Annotated in this window: 14 protein-coding genes; 8 read left to right on the top strand and 6 right to left on the bottom strand. The window is 73.0% G+C overall.

Features of this window, described 5'->3' with window-relative positions; genetic code table 11:
• Window positions 1–7 precede the first annotated feature (7 nt).
• The 7 genes from ACFC96_RS03080 to ACFC96_RS03050 are packed head-to-tail and all read left to right on the top strand — an operon-like array spanning window position 8 to window position 12,343.
• Window positions 8–343, top strand: a complete 336-nt coding sequence (locus tag ACFC96_RS03080; RefSeq protein ID WP_376609842.1) for a hypothetical protein — start codon at window positions 8–10, stop codon at window positions 341–343.
• Window positions 340–732 carry a GPW/gp25 family protein gene (locus ACFC96_RS03075; RefSeq protein ID WP_376251052.1) on the top strand — a complete coding sequence of 131 codons (393 nt, stop codon included), beginning with the start codon at window positions 340–342 and terminating at the stop codon, window positions 730–732. The genes ACFC96_RS03080 and ACFC96_RS03075 overlap by 4 nt, the downstream gene beginning before the upstream one ends.
• A complete protein-coding gene (locus tag ACFC96_RS03070; RefSeq protein WP_376609840.1) occupies window positions 729–3,854 on the top strand; it encodes a putative baseplate assembly protein in 3,126 nt (1,041 codons plus the stop codon). The genes ACFC96_RS03075 and ACFC96_RS03070 overlap by 4 nt, the downstream gene beginning before the upstream one ends.
• Window positions 3,841–7,689: a putative baseplate assembly protein gene (locus tag ACFC96_RS03065; protein WP_376609838.1), complete on the top strand. Its 3,849-nt coding sequence runs from the start codon at window positions 3,841–3,843 to the stop codon at window positions 7,687–7,689. The genes ACFC96_RS03070 and ACFC96_RS03065 overlap by 14 nt, the downstream gene beginning before the upstream one ends.
• Window positions 7,689–9,848: a hypothetical protein gene (locus ACFC96_RS03060; protein WP_376609836.1), complete on the top strand. Its 2,160-nt coding sequence runs from the start codon at window positions 7,689–7,691 to the stop codon at window positions 9,846–9,848. The genes ACFC96_RS03065 and ACFC96_RS03060 overlap by 1 nt, the downstream gene beginning before the upstream one ends.
• 54 nt (window positions 9,849–9,902) lie before the next feature.
• Window positions 9,903–11,453 (top strand): DUF6519 domain-containing protein, encoded by a 1,551-nt coding sequence (locus tag ACFC96_RS03055; protein WP_376609834.1) that lies wholly within the window; start codon window positions 9,903–9,905, stop codon window positions 11,451–11,453.
• Window positions 11,453–12,343 (top strand): peptidoglycan-binding protein, encoded by an 891-nt coding sequence (locus ACFC96_RS03050; RefSeq protein ID WP_376609832.1) that lies wholly within the window; start codon window positions 11,453–11,455, stop codon window positions 12,341–12,343. The genes ACFC96_RS03055 and ACFC96_RS03050 overlap by 1 nt, the downstream gene beginning before the upstream one ends.
• A gap of 51 nt (window positions 12,344–12,394) precedes the next feature.
• On the opposite strand, the gene ACFC96_RS03045 is transcribed toward ACFC96_RS03050, so the two are convergent.
• From ACFC96_RS03045 to ACFC96_RS03020, 6 genes are all read right to left on the bottom strand, one after another.
• A complete protein-coding gene (locus ACFC96_RS03045; RefSeq protein WP_376609923.1) occupies window positions 12,395–13,153 on the bottom strand; it encodes a peptidyl-tRNA hydrolase in 759 nt (252 codons plus the stop codon).
• 75 nt (window positions 13,154–13,228) lie between these two features.
• Window positions 13,229–13,423, bottom strand: coding sequence for a hypothetical protein (locus ACFC96_RS03040; protein WP_376609830.1), 195 nt, complete (start codon window positions 13,421–13,423; stop codon window positions 13,229–13,231).
• A 34-nt stretch (window positions 13,424–13,457) separates the two neighbouring features.
• A complete protein-coding gene (locus tag ACFC96_RS03035; RefSeq protein ID WP_376609828.1) occupies window positions 13,458–14,312 on the bottom strand; it encodes a polysaccharide deacetylase family protein in 855 nt (284 codons plus the stop codon).
• A 97-nt stretch (window positions 14,313–14,409) separates the two neighbouring features.
• Complete coding sequence (locus ACFC96_RS03030) at window positions 14,410–15,273, bottom strand: ABC transporter substrate-binding protein (protein WP_376609826.1); 864 nt, start codon at window positions 15,271–15,273, stop codon at window positions 14,410–14,412.
• 140 nt (window positions 15,274–15,413) lie between these two features.
• Window positions 15,414–16,238: a polyphosphate kinase 2 family protein gene (locus ACFC96_RS03025; RefSeq protein WP_376609921.1), complete on the bottom strand. Its 825-nt coding sequence runs from the start codon at window positions 16,236–16,238 to the stop codon at window positions 15,414–15,416.
• 201 nt (window positions 16,239–16,439) lie between these two features.
• Complete coding sequence (locus ACFC96_RS03020; RefSeq protein WP_376251063.1) at window positions 16,440–17,840, bottom strand: alkaline phosphatase PhoX; 1,401 nt, start codon at window positions 17,838–17,840, stop codon at window positions 16,440–16,442.
• Between the two features lie 177 nt (window positions 17,841–18,017).
• On the opposite strand from ACFC96_RS03020, the gene ACFC96_RS03015 reads away from it, so the two are divergent.
• Window positions 18,018–18,560, top strand: a complete 543-nt coding sequence (locus ACFC96_RS03015; protein ID WP_376223044.1) for a hypothetical protein — start codon at window positions 18,018–18,020, stop codon at window positions 18,558–18,560.

Genomic DNA, 18,560 nt, shown 5'->3' with positions numbered 1-18,560 from the left:
GCATCAAGTGTCCGGGAGTCTGCTCGACGCCGGCGCCGTGATCGGCTGCCCGCACGGCGGCCGGGTCACCGCCGCCACGACACCCTCCGGCGGCGTACGCATCGGGGGCGCGGCCGTCGCGACGGCCGCTCACGCGTACGTCGTCACCGGCTGTCCGCACACCCAGGACGGTGTGCACAAGCCCTGCGTCTCGGTCCATTGGACCGCCGACGGCGCCGGCGTCACGGTCGACGGCGCACCCGTGCTGCTCGACACCTCCGCGGCCCAGTGCTTCACCGCGGCGTTCGTGCCGCAGGGGCCGCCCGTCGTCCAGGCCGCACAGCGAAAGGTGACCGTCCGATGAGCCCGACGAGCCGGGGAACCCGCCCGCGCAGCGACATCGCGTTCCCCTTCCGCGCCGACCGCCGGGGACGCACCGCGCACGCCGCCCACGGCGAGCACGTCCACGACCTGATCGAGCAGCTGCTGTTCACCAGCCCCGGCGAGCGGGTGATGCGCCCCGACTTCGGCTGCGGGCTCCTCGACCTGGTCTTCGCCCCGAGCAGCCCCGAACTCGTCAGCACGCTCGAACTGTCCGTGCAGGCCTCGCTCCAGCGCTGGCTCGGCGACCTCATCGACGTGGTGGCCCTCGACGTGGAGAGCGCCGACGACGCCGTACGGGTCCACCTGTCGTACGTCCTGCGCGCCACCGGAACCCGTGCGGACGACGTCTTCGAAGGGAGGGCGGCGTGACCACCGATGCCACCACCTCCCGCCGTGTCAAGGTAAGAGCCGCTCAGCTCAACGGAGTTGACTCCGTCGAGGTCAGTGACGACGGGCTGCTGCTCACCGTCATGTTCCTCGGCAAGGCGCCGCACGGACTCGGACCGGAGAACGTCCGGATCGACGGCGGCCGCCGGATCACCGGCATCACCGCCGTCGACGTCGGCGTCGAGCGCGAGGAGGACCCGGAGCTCGACGACCGGCTCTACGTCACCCTCGACCAGGCCGGAGACACCTCGGAGTACGTGCTCTCGCTCGTCGAGACCGACCCGTACGGGCGGCCGGGCACCGAGCCCTTCCGCGGTTTCGACCAGCGCTACCACCGCGCGTCATTCTCCTTCCGGCCGAACTGCCCGACCCCCTTCGACTGCAAGGAGGTCGAGCCCCGGGAGGCGGACTTCCCGGACGCGCCCGTCGTCGACTACACGGTCCGCGACTACGACACCATCCGTAAGCTGCTCCTGGACCGGCTCGCGCTCACCACTCCCGATCGGGTCGAGCGCAACCCCGCCGACCTGGGCGTCACGCTCGTCGAGCTGCTCGCGTACACCGGCGACCGGATCAGCTACCAGCAGGACGCGGTGGCCACCGAGGCCTACCTGGACACCGCGCGCCGCCGGGTCTCCGTGCGGCGGCACGTCCGGCTCATCGACTACGCGATGAACGACGGCTGCACCGCACGGGCGTACGTCACCGTGCAGAGCGCCGGTGACACGATCCTCGCTCCGGGCACGTTCCGCTTCGCCTCCGTCGACGTGCGCACCCTCGACCCGCACGACCGGCCCGGGCCCGGCACGGTCATCGACGAGAACGACCTCGGCGACCTGGACGAGCGCGGCTCGGTGGAAGTCTTCGAACCGGTCGTCACCGCCGACCCGCTTGAGCTGAAGGTCGCGCACAACAGGATCCGCCTGTGGACGTGGGGCGGCGACGTGTGCGCCCTGCCGACGGGCGCCACCGCCGCCACCCTGCGCGACGAGTGGGACGACCCGGAGACCTGCCGGGAGCGCCGGCTCGCCCTCAGGCCCGGAGACGTGCTCGTCCTGGAGGAGGTGAAGGGCCCGCGCACGGGCACCCCCGGCGACGCCGATCCCCGCCACCGCCAGGCCGTACGTCTCACCTCCGTCACCCCGGGCGTCGACCGCATCGAGGACCAGCCGGTCCTGGAGGTCACCTGGGCCGCCGAGGACGCCCTGCGCTTCCCGCTCCGCCTCACCACGCGCGGCGGCCGCGACTGCCTGCCCGTCGAGGACGTGAGCCTGGCCCGCGGCAACGTCGTCCTCGTCGACCACGGCCGCACCCTCACCGGACTCCCGCAGACGGCCACCGTGCCACCCGGTCCGGCCGTCGTCGCCCCCTGCGACCCTCCCGCCTTCGGCTGCTACGACCGCAAGGAGGGCAACGCACCGGCCCGGCTCGTCAACTCCCTCACGGACCGGGCGGAGAACGGGCAGGCACTCGTACCCGACGACGTCCGCGAGCTGTTCGAGGTGGTGGGTGAGGCGGCGACCCTCCGCGCCGGACTCGGTCTGGAGCGCGCCGGCCAGCGGCACGAGCGTGTGGTGCCCGGCACGGCGTACGCCCAGACGGCCGCCCTGCGCACGCTGCTCGCGCAGTCCGTCTACCCGGGCATCGTGCCCCGCTTTCGCCCCGTTCTCGGCCGTTCCCCGGTCGTACAGGCGGTGCCGTTCCCGGACACGCGGGTCGTGGCCGCGGGGCAGGCCGAGCGGATCGCCGCGATCGCGGGGCGGGTGCGACAGCGGCTCGTCGAGCTGTGGCGCGGTGCCCGCGACCGCGACGGGCTCGGGGACGAGGAGATCGAAGAACTCGCCGTGATCTACGGCCTGAAGGTCCTGGAGCGGCTCGAGCTCCGTACGCATCCCGTCCGCGCTCTGCGCGAACTTCTGCACAGGAGCGACGAGTTGCTCGACGCGAAGTTGCGCCGCGCGGAGATCCTCGCGTCCCGGGCCCGTGCGGGCACGGTCCTCGACGGGCACATCGCCTGGGAGATCGCGCACAGCTGGGGCCCGGCGTACGCGGCAGGACTGCACCCCGACGAGCCCGTGCTGCGGGGCTCCGCGGCTGCCGCGCTCGGCCAGGATCCGCGCAGGGCGCTGCCCGCCGTACTCGTTAAGGACGGCGATCTGACCTGGGTGCCCCGCCGCGACCTGCTCCACAGCGGGCCCCGCGACCGGCACTTCGTCGGGGAGCTGGAGGACGACGGCCGCGTCGCCCTGCGCTTCGGCGACGGCCGGCACGGCGCCAAGCCCGACCCGGGCGCCCGGGTCGCCCTGCACCACCGGCTCGGCGGCGGCATCGCCGGCAACGTCGGCGCGGAAGCCATCAACCACCTGGTCGTCCGGAGCGACTGCGAGCAGCCGCGGGTCACCGTGGTCCGCAATCCGCTCCCCGCCGCCGGCGGAGTCGATCCCGAACCCGTCGAACAGGCACGCCAGCTGGCCCCGCTCGACCTGCGCCGCACCCGCCTGCGTGCGGTCACCGCCGAGGACTACGCGGACCTCGCCCGCGCTCTGCCGGGCGTGCAGCGGGCCGCGGCGGAGATCCGCTGGACCGGCAGTGTCCAGGAGGCCCACGTCGCGATCGACGCGTACGGCGGGGCACAGCCGCCGGCCGAACTGCTCACCCGTGTCGAGCAGTCCCTGGAGGCGTTCCGGCGCATCGGCCACGACCTCGTGGTCGGCCCCGCCCGCCTGGTGCCGCTGGAGATCGCCCTGAGCGTGTGCGCCGCGCCCGGACATCAGCAGGGGCAGGTGCTGGCCGAGCTGTACCGGGTCCTCGGCAGCGGCCGCCTCTCCGGCGGACGGCTCGGGTTCTTCCACCCGGACGCGCTGACCTTCGGCGAACCCGTTCGCCTGAGCCGTCTGGTCGCCGTCGCCGCGGCCGTACCGGGCGTGCGGAACGTCCAAGTCGACCGTCTGCGCAGGCTGTTCGAGCAGGATCATGGAGAAAGGGAGGACGGCGTGCTGCGGCTCGGCCCGCTGGAGATCGCCACGTGCGACAACGACCCGGACCGGCCGGAGAACGGCCGCCTGGCGATATCCCTGGGAGGTGCCCCCGATGACCGCCTCTGAAGAGTGCGCCTGCGGCGGCCACGACGAGCGTCTCGCGCCCGCCCCGCTGCACAACCCGCCCGGCCGCACCGCCCTCGACTACCGCGTCGGCGAGTACGGCTCGTTCCTGGCCGCCCTGCTCGACCGGCTCGCCTCACCGGCGTACCCGGCGCTCGGTGGCCTGACCGTCCGTACGCCCGACGACCCGGCGATCGGCCTCCTCGACGCCACCGCCGTCCTCGGCGACCTGCTCACGTTCCACTCGGAGCGCATCGCGGACGAGGCCTACCTCCGTACGGCGGGCGAGCACCGGTCGCTGGTCCTGCTGGGCCGGCTCGTCGGCCACCGTCCGCGGCCGGGTGTCGCCGCCACCACCCACCTCGCGTACACCCTCGAACGCGACCCGCGGGCCGAGGCGCTGCCCGTGCTGATCCCGCGCGGCGCGCGCACCCACGGAGTGCCCGCCTCCGCCGACGAGGAGTCCGTGACCTTCGAGACCAGCCGGGACCTCACGGCCCGCTGGGACTGGAACGAGCTGAAGGTGCGCAGGCGCCGGCCGTCCCTGGTCACCCCGGAGGACCTGGAGCGCCGCTCCGAACTCTTCGTCGAGGGCACCGCGAACTCCCTCCAGACCGGCGACCAGTTGCTTTTCGTCTTCGGCGAACAGGCGGGCGGGAAGCGCACGTTACTGCCCGTCGCGGGCATACGCGTCGACCGGGACGACGACATCACGGCGATCTCCCTTCAGAAGTCCGCGCCGCCCACGCTGAAGGAGCTGGTCGACGAGGTGCGGCGGTGGACCGCCGAGCCCGCGGCGCCCGGTGAGCCGGGGGAGGAGCCGCCTACGCCGCAGGTCCCGAACCCGCGGCCGGTGAGCCGGTTGATCGAGGACTTCGAGGACCAGGTGCTGGCCCCGCTCCGTGGGGCTCTGGACGATGTGAGGACACCCGAGAGCCTCGCGGCCTGCCTCGCGGAGCCGGTCGCCCGCCTCGGTGAGGCGCAGGTGCTGGCCACTCCGTGGGAGGACGTCGCGGTCTGGTTCGAGCAGCTGCAGGCGGTGCTGCACGAACTCGGTGAGCGCGCAATGGAGTTGGCTCCTGCTCAGGCCGACGAGAGTGCCGCGAAGGGGGGCCTCCTGTCCGCGGCGCCGTCCGGGCCTGCGGCGTCACCGCGACGGAGCCGCATGTCGACACGGCCCGCGCCCCTGAAGGCTGACCCCCGCACCGCCGCTTACCAGGCGCTGTCTGCCGTACTCCCGGCCCTGCGTGCCGCCGGGCCGGCCCCGGAAACAGGTGCTCCACGTCCCCGTACCGACCCCGCCGCAGTCCTCGCGGCCCTCAGCCCCGGCCTCGGAGGCATCTACCCGGCCTGGCGTAGGGCGGCGGCCGTGGCCCCCGGCGGCGCGCAGCCCCTGCGCGACCTGCTCGCGATGCGGGTCACTACGGCCCCCTTCGGCGCCACGGCTCCGCTCAAGCCCGTTCAGGACGACAAGGGCCGGGTCATCCGCAGCGCGGACTGGCCGCTCACCGGGGGCGTGCTGACCAGCCTGCGGATCGTCCACGACACCGCGGGCAGGGCGCCGATCCGGGCGGAGTTCCAGTACGTCGAGGGCAACGGCTCCGACCAGCGGGCCGTGCCGCTGCCCGTCAGCGGTCAGATCACCTTCGCGCTGGGCCCCGGCCAGGTCGACCTGTCGACGCGCTCCGCCCAGGACCGTGAGCTGAGCTGGCTCACCCTCCCCCATTCCCGTTCTCGGTCGAGCGCGGGGACCCCCGTCGCCGCCGACTCCCAGGAGCCCGGCGTCACCGCGCGCCTGCGCGACGGTCTGCCCGAATGCACCCTGTTCGTGTCCCGTCCGGGCGAGGACGGCCTGGTCCACGTCGGCATCAACAACGGCACCACGCAGGAGATCTCCCTGCGCCCGGGAGCCACCGAACAGTTCACCCACGGCGCGTACGAGGTGAGCGTGCGCTACGGGGTGGGCAGCAGCGAGCCCAAGGTCGAGATCGTCATCGCCGGCAAGCCCGCGCCCGTCAACCGGCGCGTGCTGCAGCTCGACACCGTGCACACGGGCATCACGGTCGGCAGCTGGGTCGCGGTCCAGCGCCCCGCCAAGGGTGCCGAGGACGGCATACCGGGCGACGCCGGCCTCGCGTTCGTCACCACCCAGGTCGTGGCCGTGCGTACGGCGGCGTACACCAACTACGGCATCACCGGACGCGGCACCGAACTCACCCTCGCCGACCCCTGGCTGGACGAGTTCGACGTCCTGCTGTCGCACATCCGCGACACGACCGTGCACGCGGCGGGCGCGCCGCTGCGCCCGGCCGAGGAGCCGCTCGGCGAGGAGGTCCACGGCAACGGCGTCGAACTCGCCGAGCTGTACGACGGGTTGGGTGCCGGACGCACGCTCATCGTGACCGGCGAGCGCAGCGACATCCCCGGGACGGCCGGCGTCATGGCCTCCGAGGTCGTCACGATCGCCGCCGCCGACGCGACCGTGGACCCGCACCTTCCGGGGGACCGCGTCCACACCCACCTCACCCTGACCACCGACCTCGCCCACCGCTATCGCCGCGAGTCGGTCCGCATCCTCGGCAACGTCGTCGAGGCCACCCACGGCGAGAGCCGCGAGGAGGCCATCGGCAGCGGCGACTCGGACCGCGTCAATCAGACGTTCGCACTCTGGCAGTCCCCGCTCACCTGGCTCGCCGACGACAACCCCCTCGGCGCCACACCGGTGCTGGAGATCCGGGTCGACGGCGTCCTGTGGCACGAGGTCGACAGCCTTGCCGGACGCGGCCCGCGCGAGCGGATCTACATCACCGGCACCGCCTCCGACGGCCGGACGACGGTCACCTTCGGCGACGGCGTGCACGGGGCCCGGCTGCCCAGCGGTCACGAGAACGTCCACGCCCGCTACCGCTTCGGCACCGGCAAGGCCGCCAACGTCCCCGCCGACCGCCTCACCCAGCCTCTCACCCGCCCGCTCGGCGTCACCGCCGTCACCAACCCCCGCCCGGCGACGGGCGGCGCCGACGCGGACGGTCCGGGCCTGACCCGCCGGACGGTCCCGCTGGCCGTCTCCGCCCTCGACCGGCTCGTCTCGGCGGCCGACTACGAGGACTTCGCCCGCTCCCGGGCAGGCATCGGCCGGGCCGCCGCACGCGAACTCTTCGACGGGCGGCGGCGTGTGCTGCACGTGACGGTCGCGGGCACCGACGACGTGCCCCTGGACGGCGACTCGGACACGCTGCGGGCCCTGCGCGGGGCGCTCACCGAATACGGCGACGCCGATCTGCCCGTCCGCGTGGACGTACGCGAACTGGTCCTGCTGCTCGTCGCCGCCAGGGTGAAGGTCGCCCCGGACCATGCCTGGGAGTACGTCGAGCCCAGGCTGCGGCAGGCGCTGCTCGCCCGACTCGGTTATGAGGGAAGGGAGGTGGGACAGCCGGCCCGGCTCTCCGACCTCCTCGCGACGGCCCACACCGTCCCCGGGGTCGACTACGTGGACGTCGACGTGTTCACCGGCGTCCCCGCCTCCGCGACGCCGGAGGACCTCGCCGCGCTGCTCACCGACCCCGGCGCCCCGAAGGCCTCGGTACCGGCCCGGCAGGCGACGTACGACGAGAAGATCCACACCGTGCGCGCCGCCGACGGCGAGACGCTGTCGCAGGTCTGTGCGCGCCACGGCATCCCGCTCGCCGAACTCCTGCGCCTCAACCCCGACATCACCGACACCCGGCGCCTGGCGAGGGGCCGGTCGGTGTTCGTCTTCCGCGGCATCCGCCCCGCGCAGCTCGCGCTTCTCTCCCCGAAGGCGGCGGACACCCTCATCCTCACGGAGGTGAAGTGATGTCTGCGAACCCGGCGGATGTCCAGTTCGACACCCAGGCCCCGGCGGCGTCCCGGGAGCCGGACGGCCTCGCCGCCCTGCTGCCCCGCTGGCACCTGCTGCGCGACGCCGAGGAGGGCGAGCCGCTGCGCGCGCTGCTCGCGGTGATCGCCGAGCAGCTGGACCGGGTCCGCGACGGCGTCGAGCAGGGCTACGAGGACCTGTTCGTCGAGACGGCGGCCCCCTGGGTGCTGCCGTACCTCGGTGACCTGGTCGGATACCGCACCCTGCCCGGCTACGAACGCGTCCTCACCACCGGCCTGCACGGCGGCCGCGAGGCGCTCGCCGAGGCCGTCGCGCCGCGCGCGGACGTGGCGACGACCGTCGCCAACCGACGCCGCAAGGGCACCCTGCACCTGCTGGAGGAGATCTCCGAGCAGGTCGCCGGTTACCCCGCGCGAGCCGTCGAGCTGTCGCGACTGGTCGCCCGGAACGAGTCGGTGAAGCTGTACCGGGACACCGGCCGGGGCCGGCTCGTCGACCTCCGGGACGGCTCGGCGCTCGCGCTCCAGGGCGGTCCCTTCGACACCACGGCCCGGACGGTCGACGTCCGACGCGCCAACTCCTCTGGCAGGCAGGGCGGTTGGACCCCGGCCGGGGTCGGCCTCTTCGTCTGGCGGCTGAAGGCGTACGCGCTGACGTCCTCACCGGCGTACTGCATCGACCGCGCCCGCAACCTCTACACGTTCTCCATCCTCGGCAACGACAGCCCGCTGGTCACCGAGCCGGTCCCGGAGCCTTCGCCGACCCACATCGCCACGGTCGACAACGTCCCCGCGTTCATCACGCGCCGACTGCTCCACGACCGGCTCCTCGACCACTACGGCCCCGGCAAGAGCTTCGTCATCCGGCGCGACGGCGAGGACAAGCCCGTACCGCCGTCCGACATCGTGGTCGCCGACCTGTCCGACTGGCGCTACCGGCCGAAGCGCGGCCAGGTCGCCGTCGACCCCGAGCTCGGGCGGATCGCGTTCGGCGCGCGTTCGGCGCCCCGGCAGGGCGTGTGGGTGGACTACCACTACGCGTCCGGCGCCGACATGGGCGGCGGCGAGTACGAGCGGCCCGACCGCGTGGACCGGCCCGACGCCGCCTTCTACCGGGTCGGCCCGGGACAGCCGTACCGGCAGATCATGGACGCGTACCGGGCCTGGCGGCACGACCGCCGTGCGGACCGCACCGGCCCCGACGGCATCATCGAGATCACGCACAGCGGCGCCTACCAGGAGCAGCTGGACTTCGACCTCGACCCCGGCGACCGGCTGGAGCTCCGGGCGGCCGAGGGCACGCGGCCGGTGATGCGTCTGCTCGACTGGTACAGCAACCGGCCCGACGCCCTCAACATCCGTGCCGTGACGGACGACTGCGCCCCGCACGAGCGGCCGCGCATCGTCCTCGACGGGCTGCTGGTCGCCGGGCGCGGCATCAACGTCACCGGACCGATGGGAGCCGTCGTCGTCCGGCACACCACGCTCGTCCCCGGCTGGTCACTGGAGCCCGAGTGCGAGCCGCACTCGCCCGACGAGCCGAGCATCGTCCTGGAACGCACCACCGCCTGCCTCCAGGTCGAGCACAGCGTCCTCGGCACCATCGAGGTCATCGGCGACGAGGTCGGCGAGGACCCCCTCGCCATCCACCTCCGCGACAGCATCCTGGACGCCACCGGCCACGACCGCGAGGCCCTGTCCGCCCCGGACTGCCGCCTCGCCCACGCCGTACTGCACGCGCACCGCACGACCGTCGTCGGCGAAGTCCGCACGCACGCGGTGGAGATCGCCGAGAACTCGGTCTTCACGGGCAGGCTGCAGGTGGCCCGGCGCGGCATCGGCTGCCTGCGGTACTCGTACGTCCCCACCGGCTCGCGCACGCCACGACGGCACCGCTGCCTGCCCGATCTCACGCCCGGCGTACAGCCGTTGTTCGCCGCCGTGCGCTACGGGACGCCCTGGTACGGGCAGTTGGCCGACGGCTGCCCCGAGGAGCTCCGGCGCGGCGCGGACGACGGTGCCGAGATGGGCGCCTTCCACGACCTGTACCGGCCGCAGCGCGAGGACGGTCTGCGCGCGCGGCTCGCGGAGTACACGCCCGCGGGCACGGACGCCGGAATCTTCTTCGTGACATGAGCAGTGCCGCCGTACGACCCACCCGCACTTTCCTGAACCAGGGGGACCCCCTTCATGCACGCTGATCTCTCCCGTCTCACCTTCCACCCGGAGCGGCACTACTCCGCGGTCGTCGCCCAGCAGGGCCGTGTCCAGCTCGACGCCGACGCCAACGAGCAGACCGCGATCCAGCTCCACCGGGCCCGGACCTTCGCCGCGGACCTGATCGGCCGCTGCGGCGGGCCGCGCGACGCGGCGGGCTTCCGCATCGAGTACGTGGGCGGCACGCACGACATCGACACCCTCTACATCCACGGCGGCCGCTACTACGTCGACGGCATCCTGCTCGACGCGGACCGCCCGGCGCCCGGCACGCCCGTGCCGGACGAGGACGCCGAGGACGCGGAGGACGCCGCCACCCCGCCCTCCCACTGGACCTACTGGGACCAGCCCGACGCCTTCCGCGACCCGGAGAAGCCCGGCGACCGGCTGCCCTCGCCCGCGCAGTCGCCGTTCGTGGTCTACCTGAACGTGTGGGAGCGGTCGGTGAACGCCGCCGAGGACCCGGCGCTGCGGGAGGTCGCCCTCGGGGCGGCGATGCCGGACACCGCGGCCCGCGTCAAGGTGGTCTGGCAGGTCCTGCCGCTGTCCCTCGCGGCCCTGGCGATCGAGGACGCCGACCCGTCGAAGGAGGTCGTCCGCGCGGCCTTCGACAAGTGGGCGCAGCGCCAGGGGGCGGCCACCGCCCGGCTGGCCGCCCGCAGCGAGCGGCCCGACCACGCCGACGAGGACCCGTGCCTGGTCGGGCCCGACGCCCGCTACCGCGGTCCGGAGAACCAGCTGTACCGGGTCGAGGTCCATGCCGGCGGCGAGGCGAAGGACGCGACCTTCAAGTGGTCCCGCGAGAACGGCTCGGTCGTCTTCCCGGTCGACGCGCTCGACGGCACCTGGGTGCAGCTGGCGTCCCTCGGTCACGACGACAAGCTCGACCTGGACGTCGGCGACTTCGTCGAGTTGACGGACACCGCCCACGCCTCCCGCCTGGAAGCCCTTCCCCTGCTGCGAGTCGAGGAGCTCGACCTGCCGGGCCGCCGGGTCCGTCTGTCCGCCGAGCCCGAGCCGGGCGTCGGCCGGCTGCCCCACCTGCACCCGTTCGTGCGGCGCTGGGACCACCACGAGGGCCCGAAGCGCAAGGGCCGTACCGCAGCCCTGAAGGGCGGCGCCGTACCCGTCGCGGAGGGGGAGTGGCTGCCCCTGGAGGACGGTGTCGAGGTGTACTTCGCCAAGGACGGCACCTACCGGACCGGCGACCACTGGCTCGTCCCCGCCCGCACCGCGACCGGCAGCGTCGAATGGCCGACGGACCCGGCGCGCCGCCCGCTGCTCCAGGGGCCCGCCGGCATCGCCCGCCACTTCGCCCCGCTGGCCCTGGTCAAGGGCGAGGAGAGCGCCGTCGACCTGCGCCTCGCCTTCGGTCCGCTCGCGACCGGCATCCAGGCCGTGGACGAGGCGACCCTTGCGGCGGAGGAACAGGCACACCGTGAGGAACTCGCGGCCGAGGGTCCCTCGCACGGGAGGTCGCAGACCACCGCAGCAGCGGAGTCCGCCGTGGAAGGAGACGAGTGATGGCCACACCTCTGAGCGCGTCCAAGCTGGTGGAGATCCTGCGTAAGGAGGGTCTGACGGTCCACGAGGTGCGCAACTGGCGTACGCACAACCGCAATACCAAGGGTCCCTGGGGCCCGGTGAACGGCGTGATGATCCACCACACCGTCACCTCGGGCACGGACGCCTCCGTGAACATCTGTTACAACGGCTACTCGGGCCTGCCGGGGCCGCTGTGCCATGGCGTCATCGACAAGAAGGGCGAGATCCACCTCGTCGGCAACGGCCGTGCCAATCATGCGGGGTTGGGCGACAGCGACGTCCTGCGCGCCGTGGTCGACGAGTCGAGGCTGCCGCACGACAACGAGGCCGACACCGACGGCAACCGGCACTTCTACGGCTTCGAGTGCATCAACCTCGGCGACGGCAAGGACCCCTGGCCCGAGGCGCAGAAGGAGGCCATCGAGAAGGTGTCCGCCGCGATCTGCCGCCACTACGGCTGGAGCGAGCGGTCGGTCATCGGCCACAAGGAGTGGCAGCCGGGCAAGCAGGACCCGCGCGGCTTCACGATGGACGGCATGCGCAAGCGGATCGCCGACCGGCTCGCCGGGAAGTCCCAGGGTTCCGACCCCAAGCCGGACCCGCCCACGCCGTCCAAGCCGTCCCACGCGCCGTTTCCGGGCAGCGGCTTCTTCCACGACGGTCAGAGGTCCCCACTCGTCACGGCCATGGGCCGCCGCCTGGTCGCCGAGGGCTGCGACCACTACGAGGAGGGGCCCAGCCCCGAGTGGACCGACGCCGACCGCAAGTCCTACAAGGCCTGGCAGCAGAAGCTCGGCTTCAAGGGCAAGGACGCGGACGGCATTCCGGGCAGGACCAGCTGGGACAAGCTGAAAGTCCCGGCTTCCTGAGAGCCGTCAGCCGGCTGCTCCGCCCCGGACGCCGGCACGGAGCGGCCGCGCCTACGGCCGTCGTGTGCGCCGAAGGGGGCAGAAGCGACTGCCTCCTTCGGCCACGACCGTGTTCCCGGGGGCGATCTCCGTGAATCCCGCGTCCCGGACCACCGGCAGGCCGCTCGTGGTCAGCTCGGCCCAGCGGTCCGTGTCCGCCGTGCGTACGGAGAGCGGGAAACCGGCGTCGCGCCACTGTGCGCGCTGCTCGTCCGTCAGTTCCCACCAGGCCAGCTGCGCGCCGTGGCCCGCCTGGGCCATCGACTTGCCCGCCGTCATGTCGAGGTAGGGGCTCAGCCACAGGACGGGTGCCGTGAGGTCCGGGGCCGCCGGGGGCTCCGGGTCGTCCAGCTCCGTTCCCGACACCTGGAGCCGGGCCAGCTCCTTGGGCCAGCCGTCGAGCGGGACCGGCGGGAACACCCGCACCTCGGCCGACTCCCCCGTCACCGTGATCCCTTCGAGCGCCTCCGCCTTGCGCCACTCCGCGCCGCGCGCACGCCGCACCACCTTGCGGATCCGGGCGTCCTGCCAGTCGCGCATGACCTGTGCCCACTCGCCGTCGCCGGTCGCACGCGGATCGGAGAGGATCACGAGGACGGCGCGGGCCGCCGTCTCCAGCGCGTCGGTGCGGGCCGGGGGAGTCGCCCGCTCGATACGCACCACGAGAGGCAGCACGAACTGCTGGGCCTCGTCGCGTGCGGTCCGCTCGGACCGGAAGGGGCTGTCCTGCGGCACAGCGGCAAGGGTGTCGGTGGCGTCGTTCTGGAGGATCTGGTCGTCACTGCTCACCGGACCAGTCTGCCAGGCGGAAGATCGGTTCTTCGCGGCGTCGTGCGGCAGCCGCGGTCACCCCGAGCAGGACATGCGCTGTGCCTCCTGCCAGGCGCACACGGGACACAGCGTCACGCCCTCGTGGGACTCGGGGTACTCGGTGGGCCGGCGGCACAGCACGCACTCGGCGAACGGTTCCGTGGGCGCGCCGGGCGGATCGGACACGTCCGGGTCCGTACGCGGCCCCGGTCCGTCGCAGTGGTCAGCCATGACTCCCACCGTAGTCCGGGCTCCCCGCCAGACCTCAGTGTCCGGGCGCTGGCCTGATCAGCTCCGACACCCGTACGAACCGGTACCCGCGCTCTCGCAGCTCCGGCACGACGGCGCGCACCGCGGCTTCCGTGGCGGGCGCCGCGCTGCGGGTGCAGTGCATGACGACGACCGAACCGGGCCGCACCCCGTCGAGCACCTGCTGCGCCACCGCCTGCGAGTCCGTCGCGAACGCGTCACCGCTCACCACGTCCCACTGCACGGCCGTGACGCCGGCCGGAGTCAGCTTCCGGAGGACCTCCTTGTCGTAACACCCGCCCGGGAAGCGGAAGTACGGCACCGTGTGCTTCACCCCGGCCCTGCGGAACGCGGTGAAGGCGCGCTCCACGTCCGACCGCATCCGCGCGAGCGGCATGGTGGGCAGTCCATAGCACGCGCCGGTGAAGGCGTAGTGGCTGTACGAGTGGTTGGCGACCTCGAAGAGCGGATCGCTGCCGATCGACTTCGCCTCGGCCGGGTACTCCTCGGCCCACCGCCCCGTCATGAACACCGTCGCGGGGACCTTCAGCCGGCGCAGGGTCGCGATCAGGGCCGGGTTGTCGAAGTGCTCACCGGCCGCGGCGCGGGGGCCTTCGTCGGCGGTCATGTCGGCGTCGAAGGTGAGGGCGACGGTGCGTTCCCGAGGGTGGGGAGCGCTCTTGAACACGCGGGTGAGACCGGCGGGGCCCGGTGCGAGTGTGGGCGGGCCCGAGGGTGCGGCGGGCACGGACGCGCTCACCTCCCCTCGCCCCGGGTGCCCGCTGGCGCCGCCCCCACCGCACGCGGCGGCTCCGACCCCCAGCGCACCCAGGGCGCAGACCAGTGCAAATCTCCGTACATAGATCATCACGCGGCGACAATAAACGTACTAATGGGATTAATTGGGCACCATGTCGCGTGTGCGGAGCGGCGTCGGGCCAGGTGGGCGAAGGGCGGAGCCGCGGGGCTCAGATGTCCCGCAGAGCCCCGGTCACCTGGGAGAAGAACCGCGCGTGGGCGGACTCGCTCGCCGGGAGCTCCGGGTTCCACGGCAGCAGGCGCGCCCCGGCCGCGACCTGTTGCCAGTGCGGGTCCGCCGCGTACTGCTCGCGCGCGGCCGCGTTCGCGCGAGAGTCGACGAGCACGATGTCGGGCGCGAGCGCGGCGGCCTGCGCCCACCCGGCCGTGTTCCAGTTGGCGCCCGGTCCCTGTGGCGGTTCGACGGTACGTACGCCGAGGGCCGTCAGTGCGCTCAGGTCGGGCCACTTGGCGGGGCGGGCCAGATGGACGCTGTCCGGGCCGCCCGGCGACAGGGCCAGCACCCGCCCCGGACTGTCCTGCGCGGCCTGCTCCAGCTCCCGCATGGCACGTTCCAGTTCGGTCCCGGCCCGGTCCCGCGCCCCGAGCGAGCGGGCCAGCCCGGCGAAGCGCTCCCGGACCGCGGTGAGCGAGCGGCCCTGTCCGACGTCGACCACGACGACCGGGACGTGCTCCTCCAGGTGTTTCGCCACGTCGGGATCGACGCCGTACACCTGGCCGCCGCCGTAGGTGACGGCGACGACGAGATCGGGCTCGGCCGCGAGCACGGCCTCCAGACCGAGCCCCGCGCCCGCGCCGAGGTAGCGGACCTCGCCGAGCGGCAGCGTCCCCGCCTTGGCCGGGTCGGCGGCGTCCCCGTCGTGGAACGAACCGAAGATCCCCACCGGCCGGACCCCGTGGTCCCACAGCGTGGCGCCGGCCTGTATGTAGGCCACCACCCGTAACGGCACGTCCCCCGCGGCCGCCACATGCCCGCGGTCGTCGGCGAACTCCCAGACTGCGTGTCGTTCCATGTGTCCGTGTCCTTGTCCCTAGGGGGCGACGTCCTGAAGGGCTCACGGGCCCGGCAGGACCCCTAAGACCCTGCCCAGGGGGCGGGATCGGCACGCTCGGTGAATCAGCCGCAGTGGGGCCGGTGGGCGAGAACCTCGCCTCACCCCTGCGCGAGCAGCTGCTCCCTCGCTCCGGCCACGTCGAAGTCCGCCTTCGGATACTTCGGGTCCAGCGCCTCCAGATGTTCCAGGAGCAGCTTGCTGACGGCCCAGTTGCGGTACCACTTGCGGTCGGCCGGCACCACGTACCAGGGCGCTGCGTCCGTCGAGCAGCGCTCCAGCGCGATCTCGTACGCCTCCTGGTACGCCGGCCACAGGGCACGGTCCTCGATGTCGCCCATGCTGAACTTCCAGTGCTTGTCCGGGTTGTCGAGCCGTTCGAGGAGCCGCTCGCGCTGTTCGCCGTACGAGATGTGGAGGAAGCACTTGACGACCGTCACGCCGTCCTCCGCCAGCGACTGCTCGAAGCGGTTGATCTGGCCGTAGCGGCCGCCCAGCCGGCGGCGCGGGACGAGGCCGCGGACGCGGGCGGCGAGGACGTCCTCGTACTGCGAGCGGTCGAAGATGCCGATCTCGCCGGGCTCGGGGAGCGCCCGCATGATGCGCCACAGGAACGTGTGGCCGCGCTCCTCGGCGGTGGGCGCCTTGAAAGCCTTGATGCGGCAGCCGGAGGGGTTGAAGAGGCCGATGACGTGCTTGACCGTGCCGCCCTTGCCGCTGGTGTCCATGCCCTGGAGGATCAGCAGGATCCGGCGCCGGTCGCCCCCTGTGCCGGAGGCCCACAGGCGCTCCTGGAGGTCCGCGAGGCGTTCACCCATACGGGCGGTCGCCTCCACGCCGGCGGCCTTGCCGGAGGGGCCGGCGGGCGTCGCCCGAGCGTCGCAGGAGTCGAGATCCACGGGCTTGCCCGCAGGGATGCGCAGCAGCTCACGAAGCGGGACGGGCGTCTTCGCGCCGGATCCCTTCCCAGGCGCCTTCCCGGACGACTTCCCGGCCTTGCCCCGGGACTTCCCGGGGCCCTTGGCCGCCTCGCCCTTGCCTTTCCGCTTCGCGTCCTTGTCGGCCTCGGCCACCGCGCACCCCTTCCCGTCAGGTCCCTCGATCGTGCGACGGACCGGGCACCTGCGCTACCGCTGCCAGGGCCCCGTCACGGCGAAGGTCGTCCCGGGCGTGTAGCAGTTGACGAACATCGTGTCGCCGTCCGGGGAGAACGTGACGCCCGCGAACTCGCCCCACGCCGGTTCCTGCGCCGTGCCGATGTTCTGGCGTCCGCGCGCCATCGCGTACACGTCGCCGCGCCGGGTCACACCGAAGACGTGCTGCGCGCCCTCGCCGTCCTCGCACACCATCAGGCCGCCGCTGGGCGCGAGGCAGATGTTGTCGGGCTCCTCGCCCGGCAGCCGGACGTCGGTGCTCGGGCCGAACACGATCACCAGCGTGAGCCGGCGCTTGTTCGGGTCGTAGCGCCAGATCTGCCCGAAGTGGTCGGCCGCCGAGCCCTCCGCGCTGTGGGCGAAGGAGGAGACGAAGTAGACCGACGAGCCGCCCCAGTAGCAGCCCTCCAGCTTCTGCGCGTGCGTGATGCCCTTCGGGCCGAAGTCCTGGAGACGGACGGGGGTCTGCGCGGCCAGCGGGTCGGGTACGTCGACCCACTCGATGCCGTCGAACGTCGCGCCCGTCTCCTGGACCACGGACAGGTCCGGCACCCCGGGCACCCGCATCGCCTGGAGCGTTCCGCCCGCCCGCAGGGAACCGAGGCCGCCCTCGGGCTTCTCGGGCAGGAAACGGTAGAAGAGGCCGAAGGGCTTCTGGAAGGCGTCCTCGGTCTCGTAGACGACGCCCCGCTTCGGGTCGATCGCGATCGCCTCGTGCTGGAAGCGGCCCATCGCGGTCAGCGGCACGGCGCCGGAGCGGCGCGGGTCGGCCGGGTCGACCTCGAAGATGAAGCCGTGGTCCTTGGTGTAGCCGTTCGTGCCGGCCTTGTCCTCGGTCTCCTCGCAGGTCAGCCAGGTGCCCCAAGGGGTGTGCCCGCCCGCGCAGTTGACGGCGGTGCCCGCGATGGCGACGCGTTCGGACAGGACGTTGTTGTGCCGGTCGAGCGTGAGCGCCGTACAGCCGCCCTTGCCCATCGGGTCGTAGGTGAGCCCCTCGACGGTCGGCACGGCGATCTTCGCGGTGACGCGGTTCTCGTGGTTGCGGACCAGATGGACCCGGCCGTGTCCGCCCTCCAGGGCCGTCATGCCGTCGTGGTTGCTGGGCACCTTGCCCTCGCCGGAGCGCAGCGGGTCGCCCTCGCGCGAGAGGACCTTGTAGCGGAACCCCGCGGGCAGGTCGAGCAGCCCGGCGGGGTCGGGCACCAGCGGGCCGTAGCCCGTCTTCCCGGGGCTCTGCGCGGCTGCCGTGCCCGCGAAGAGGTCGGAGAGGCTTCCGGCGAAGGCGATGGCGGCGACGGAAGCGCCGCTGCGCGCGAGGACCTGACGTCGTGTTGCGGGGGACTGAGCGGTACGTGCGGTACGTGCTTCAGACATGGGGCAACCTCCTGCTGGCGGACAGGAACCTGTGACCCCGCTGTGTCTATCACGGCCCATTCGGCACCGGAACCACGCGCGTAGCGGCGCCAGGTGGGGGTGGTTGCTCGTGTCATCGCTCTCCTGTCCCGTTGTGTACGGCTCAGGGGGCGGGCGGGTGGCAGACGAGGAGGGGACGTGAAGCCGCTGCTGCGGGCGGTGCGCGCGTTCGACCTGGCGGTGGCCCGGGCCCTGGTGAACCGCGACCGGAGCCTTGCCCGTGCGCCGCGGCGTCCGGGCCGGGTCCAGGCCTGCGGTCATCGGCATCCGGTGCGCGCGGGTGGCTTGCCGGGGGCCGCGACGGCGGCGCTCATGGCGGGGATCTGCGCCGTCGCGGGGTGGCGGTTCACGGCGGCGGCCGATGTCCTGGCGCTCGTCGCCATCGGGACGGGGGTCGGCCTTTTCTTCGCCCTGATGCTGCGGTGGGAGCGCATGGCCGAGGAGGCCCTCGAGCACATCAGCCGCGCAGAGCCGTTCAAGGCGCCGTCGGTCCGGAACGCTGTCGCCTGGATCGGTGGTACGTGGGTGGTGTTGACGGTGATGTGGTGGGGCGAGGACGCGAGGCAGGGCAGGGATGCCGACTGGCTCGTCAGCGCGGTGTGTGCCGCTGCCCTGACGGTGCTCATCGGCTCGGCGGGCTTTGTGGTCGGGCTGGTGACCGGCAGGCGGCGCGGCAGGTGA

Source organism: Streptomyces sp. NPDC055955 (assembly GCF_042270245.1).
Lineage (GTDB): Bacteria > Actinomycetota > Actinomycetes > Streptomycetales > Streptomycetaceae > Streptomyces.
This window is presented reverse-complemented; position numbering and strand designations above follow the sequence as displayed.

Coding starts and splice junctions, on each gene's coding strand:
- ACFC96_RS03060 (WP_376609836.1), top strand. CDS start 7,689: ATGTCTGCGAACCCGGCGGATGTCCAGTTCGACACCCAGGCCCCGGCG.
- ACFC96_RS03065 (WP_376609838.1), top strand. CDS start 3,841: ATGACCGCCTCTGAAGAGTGCGCCTGCGGCGGCCACGACGAGCGTCTC.
- ACFC96_RS03075 (WP_376251052.1), top strand. CDS start 340: ATGAGCCCGACGAGCCGGGGAACCCGCCCGCGCAGCGACATCGCGTTC.
- ACFC96_RS03055 (WP_376609834.1), top strand. CDS start 9,903: ATGCACGCTGATCTCTCCCGTCTCACCTTCCACCCGGAGCGGCACTAC.
- ACFC96_RS03050 (WP_376609832.1), top strand. CDS start 11,453: ATGGCCACACCTCTGAGCGCGTCCAAGCTGGTGGAGATCCTGCGTAAG.
- ACFC96_RS03020 (WP_376251063.1), bottom strand. CDS start 17,840: ATGTCTGAAGCACGTACCGCACGTACCGCTCAGTCCCCCGCAACACGA.
- ACFC96_RS03030 (WP_376609826.1), bottom strand. CDS start 15,273: ATGGAACGACACGCAGTCTGGGAGTTCGCCGACGACCGCGGGCATGTG.
- ACFC96_RS03040 (WP_376609830.1), bottom strand. CDS start 13,423: ATGGCTGACCACTGCGACGGACCGGGGCCGCGTACGGACCCGGACGTG.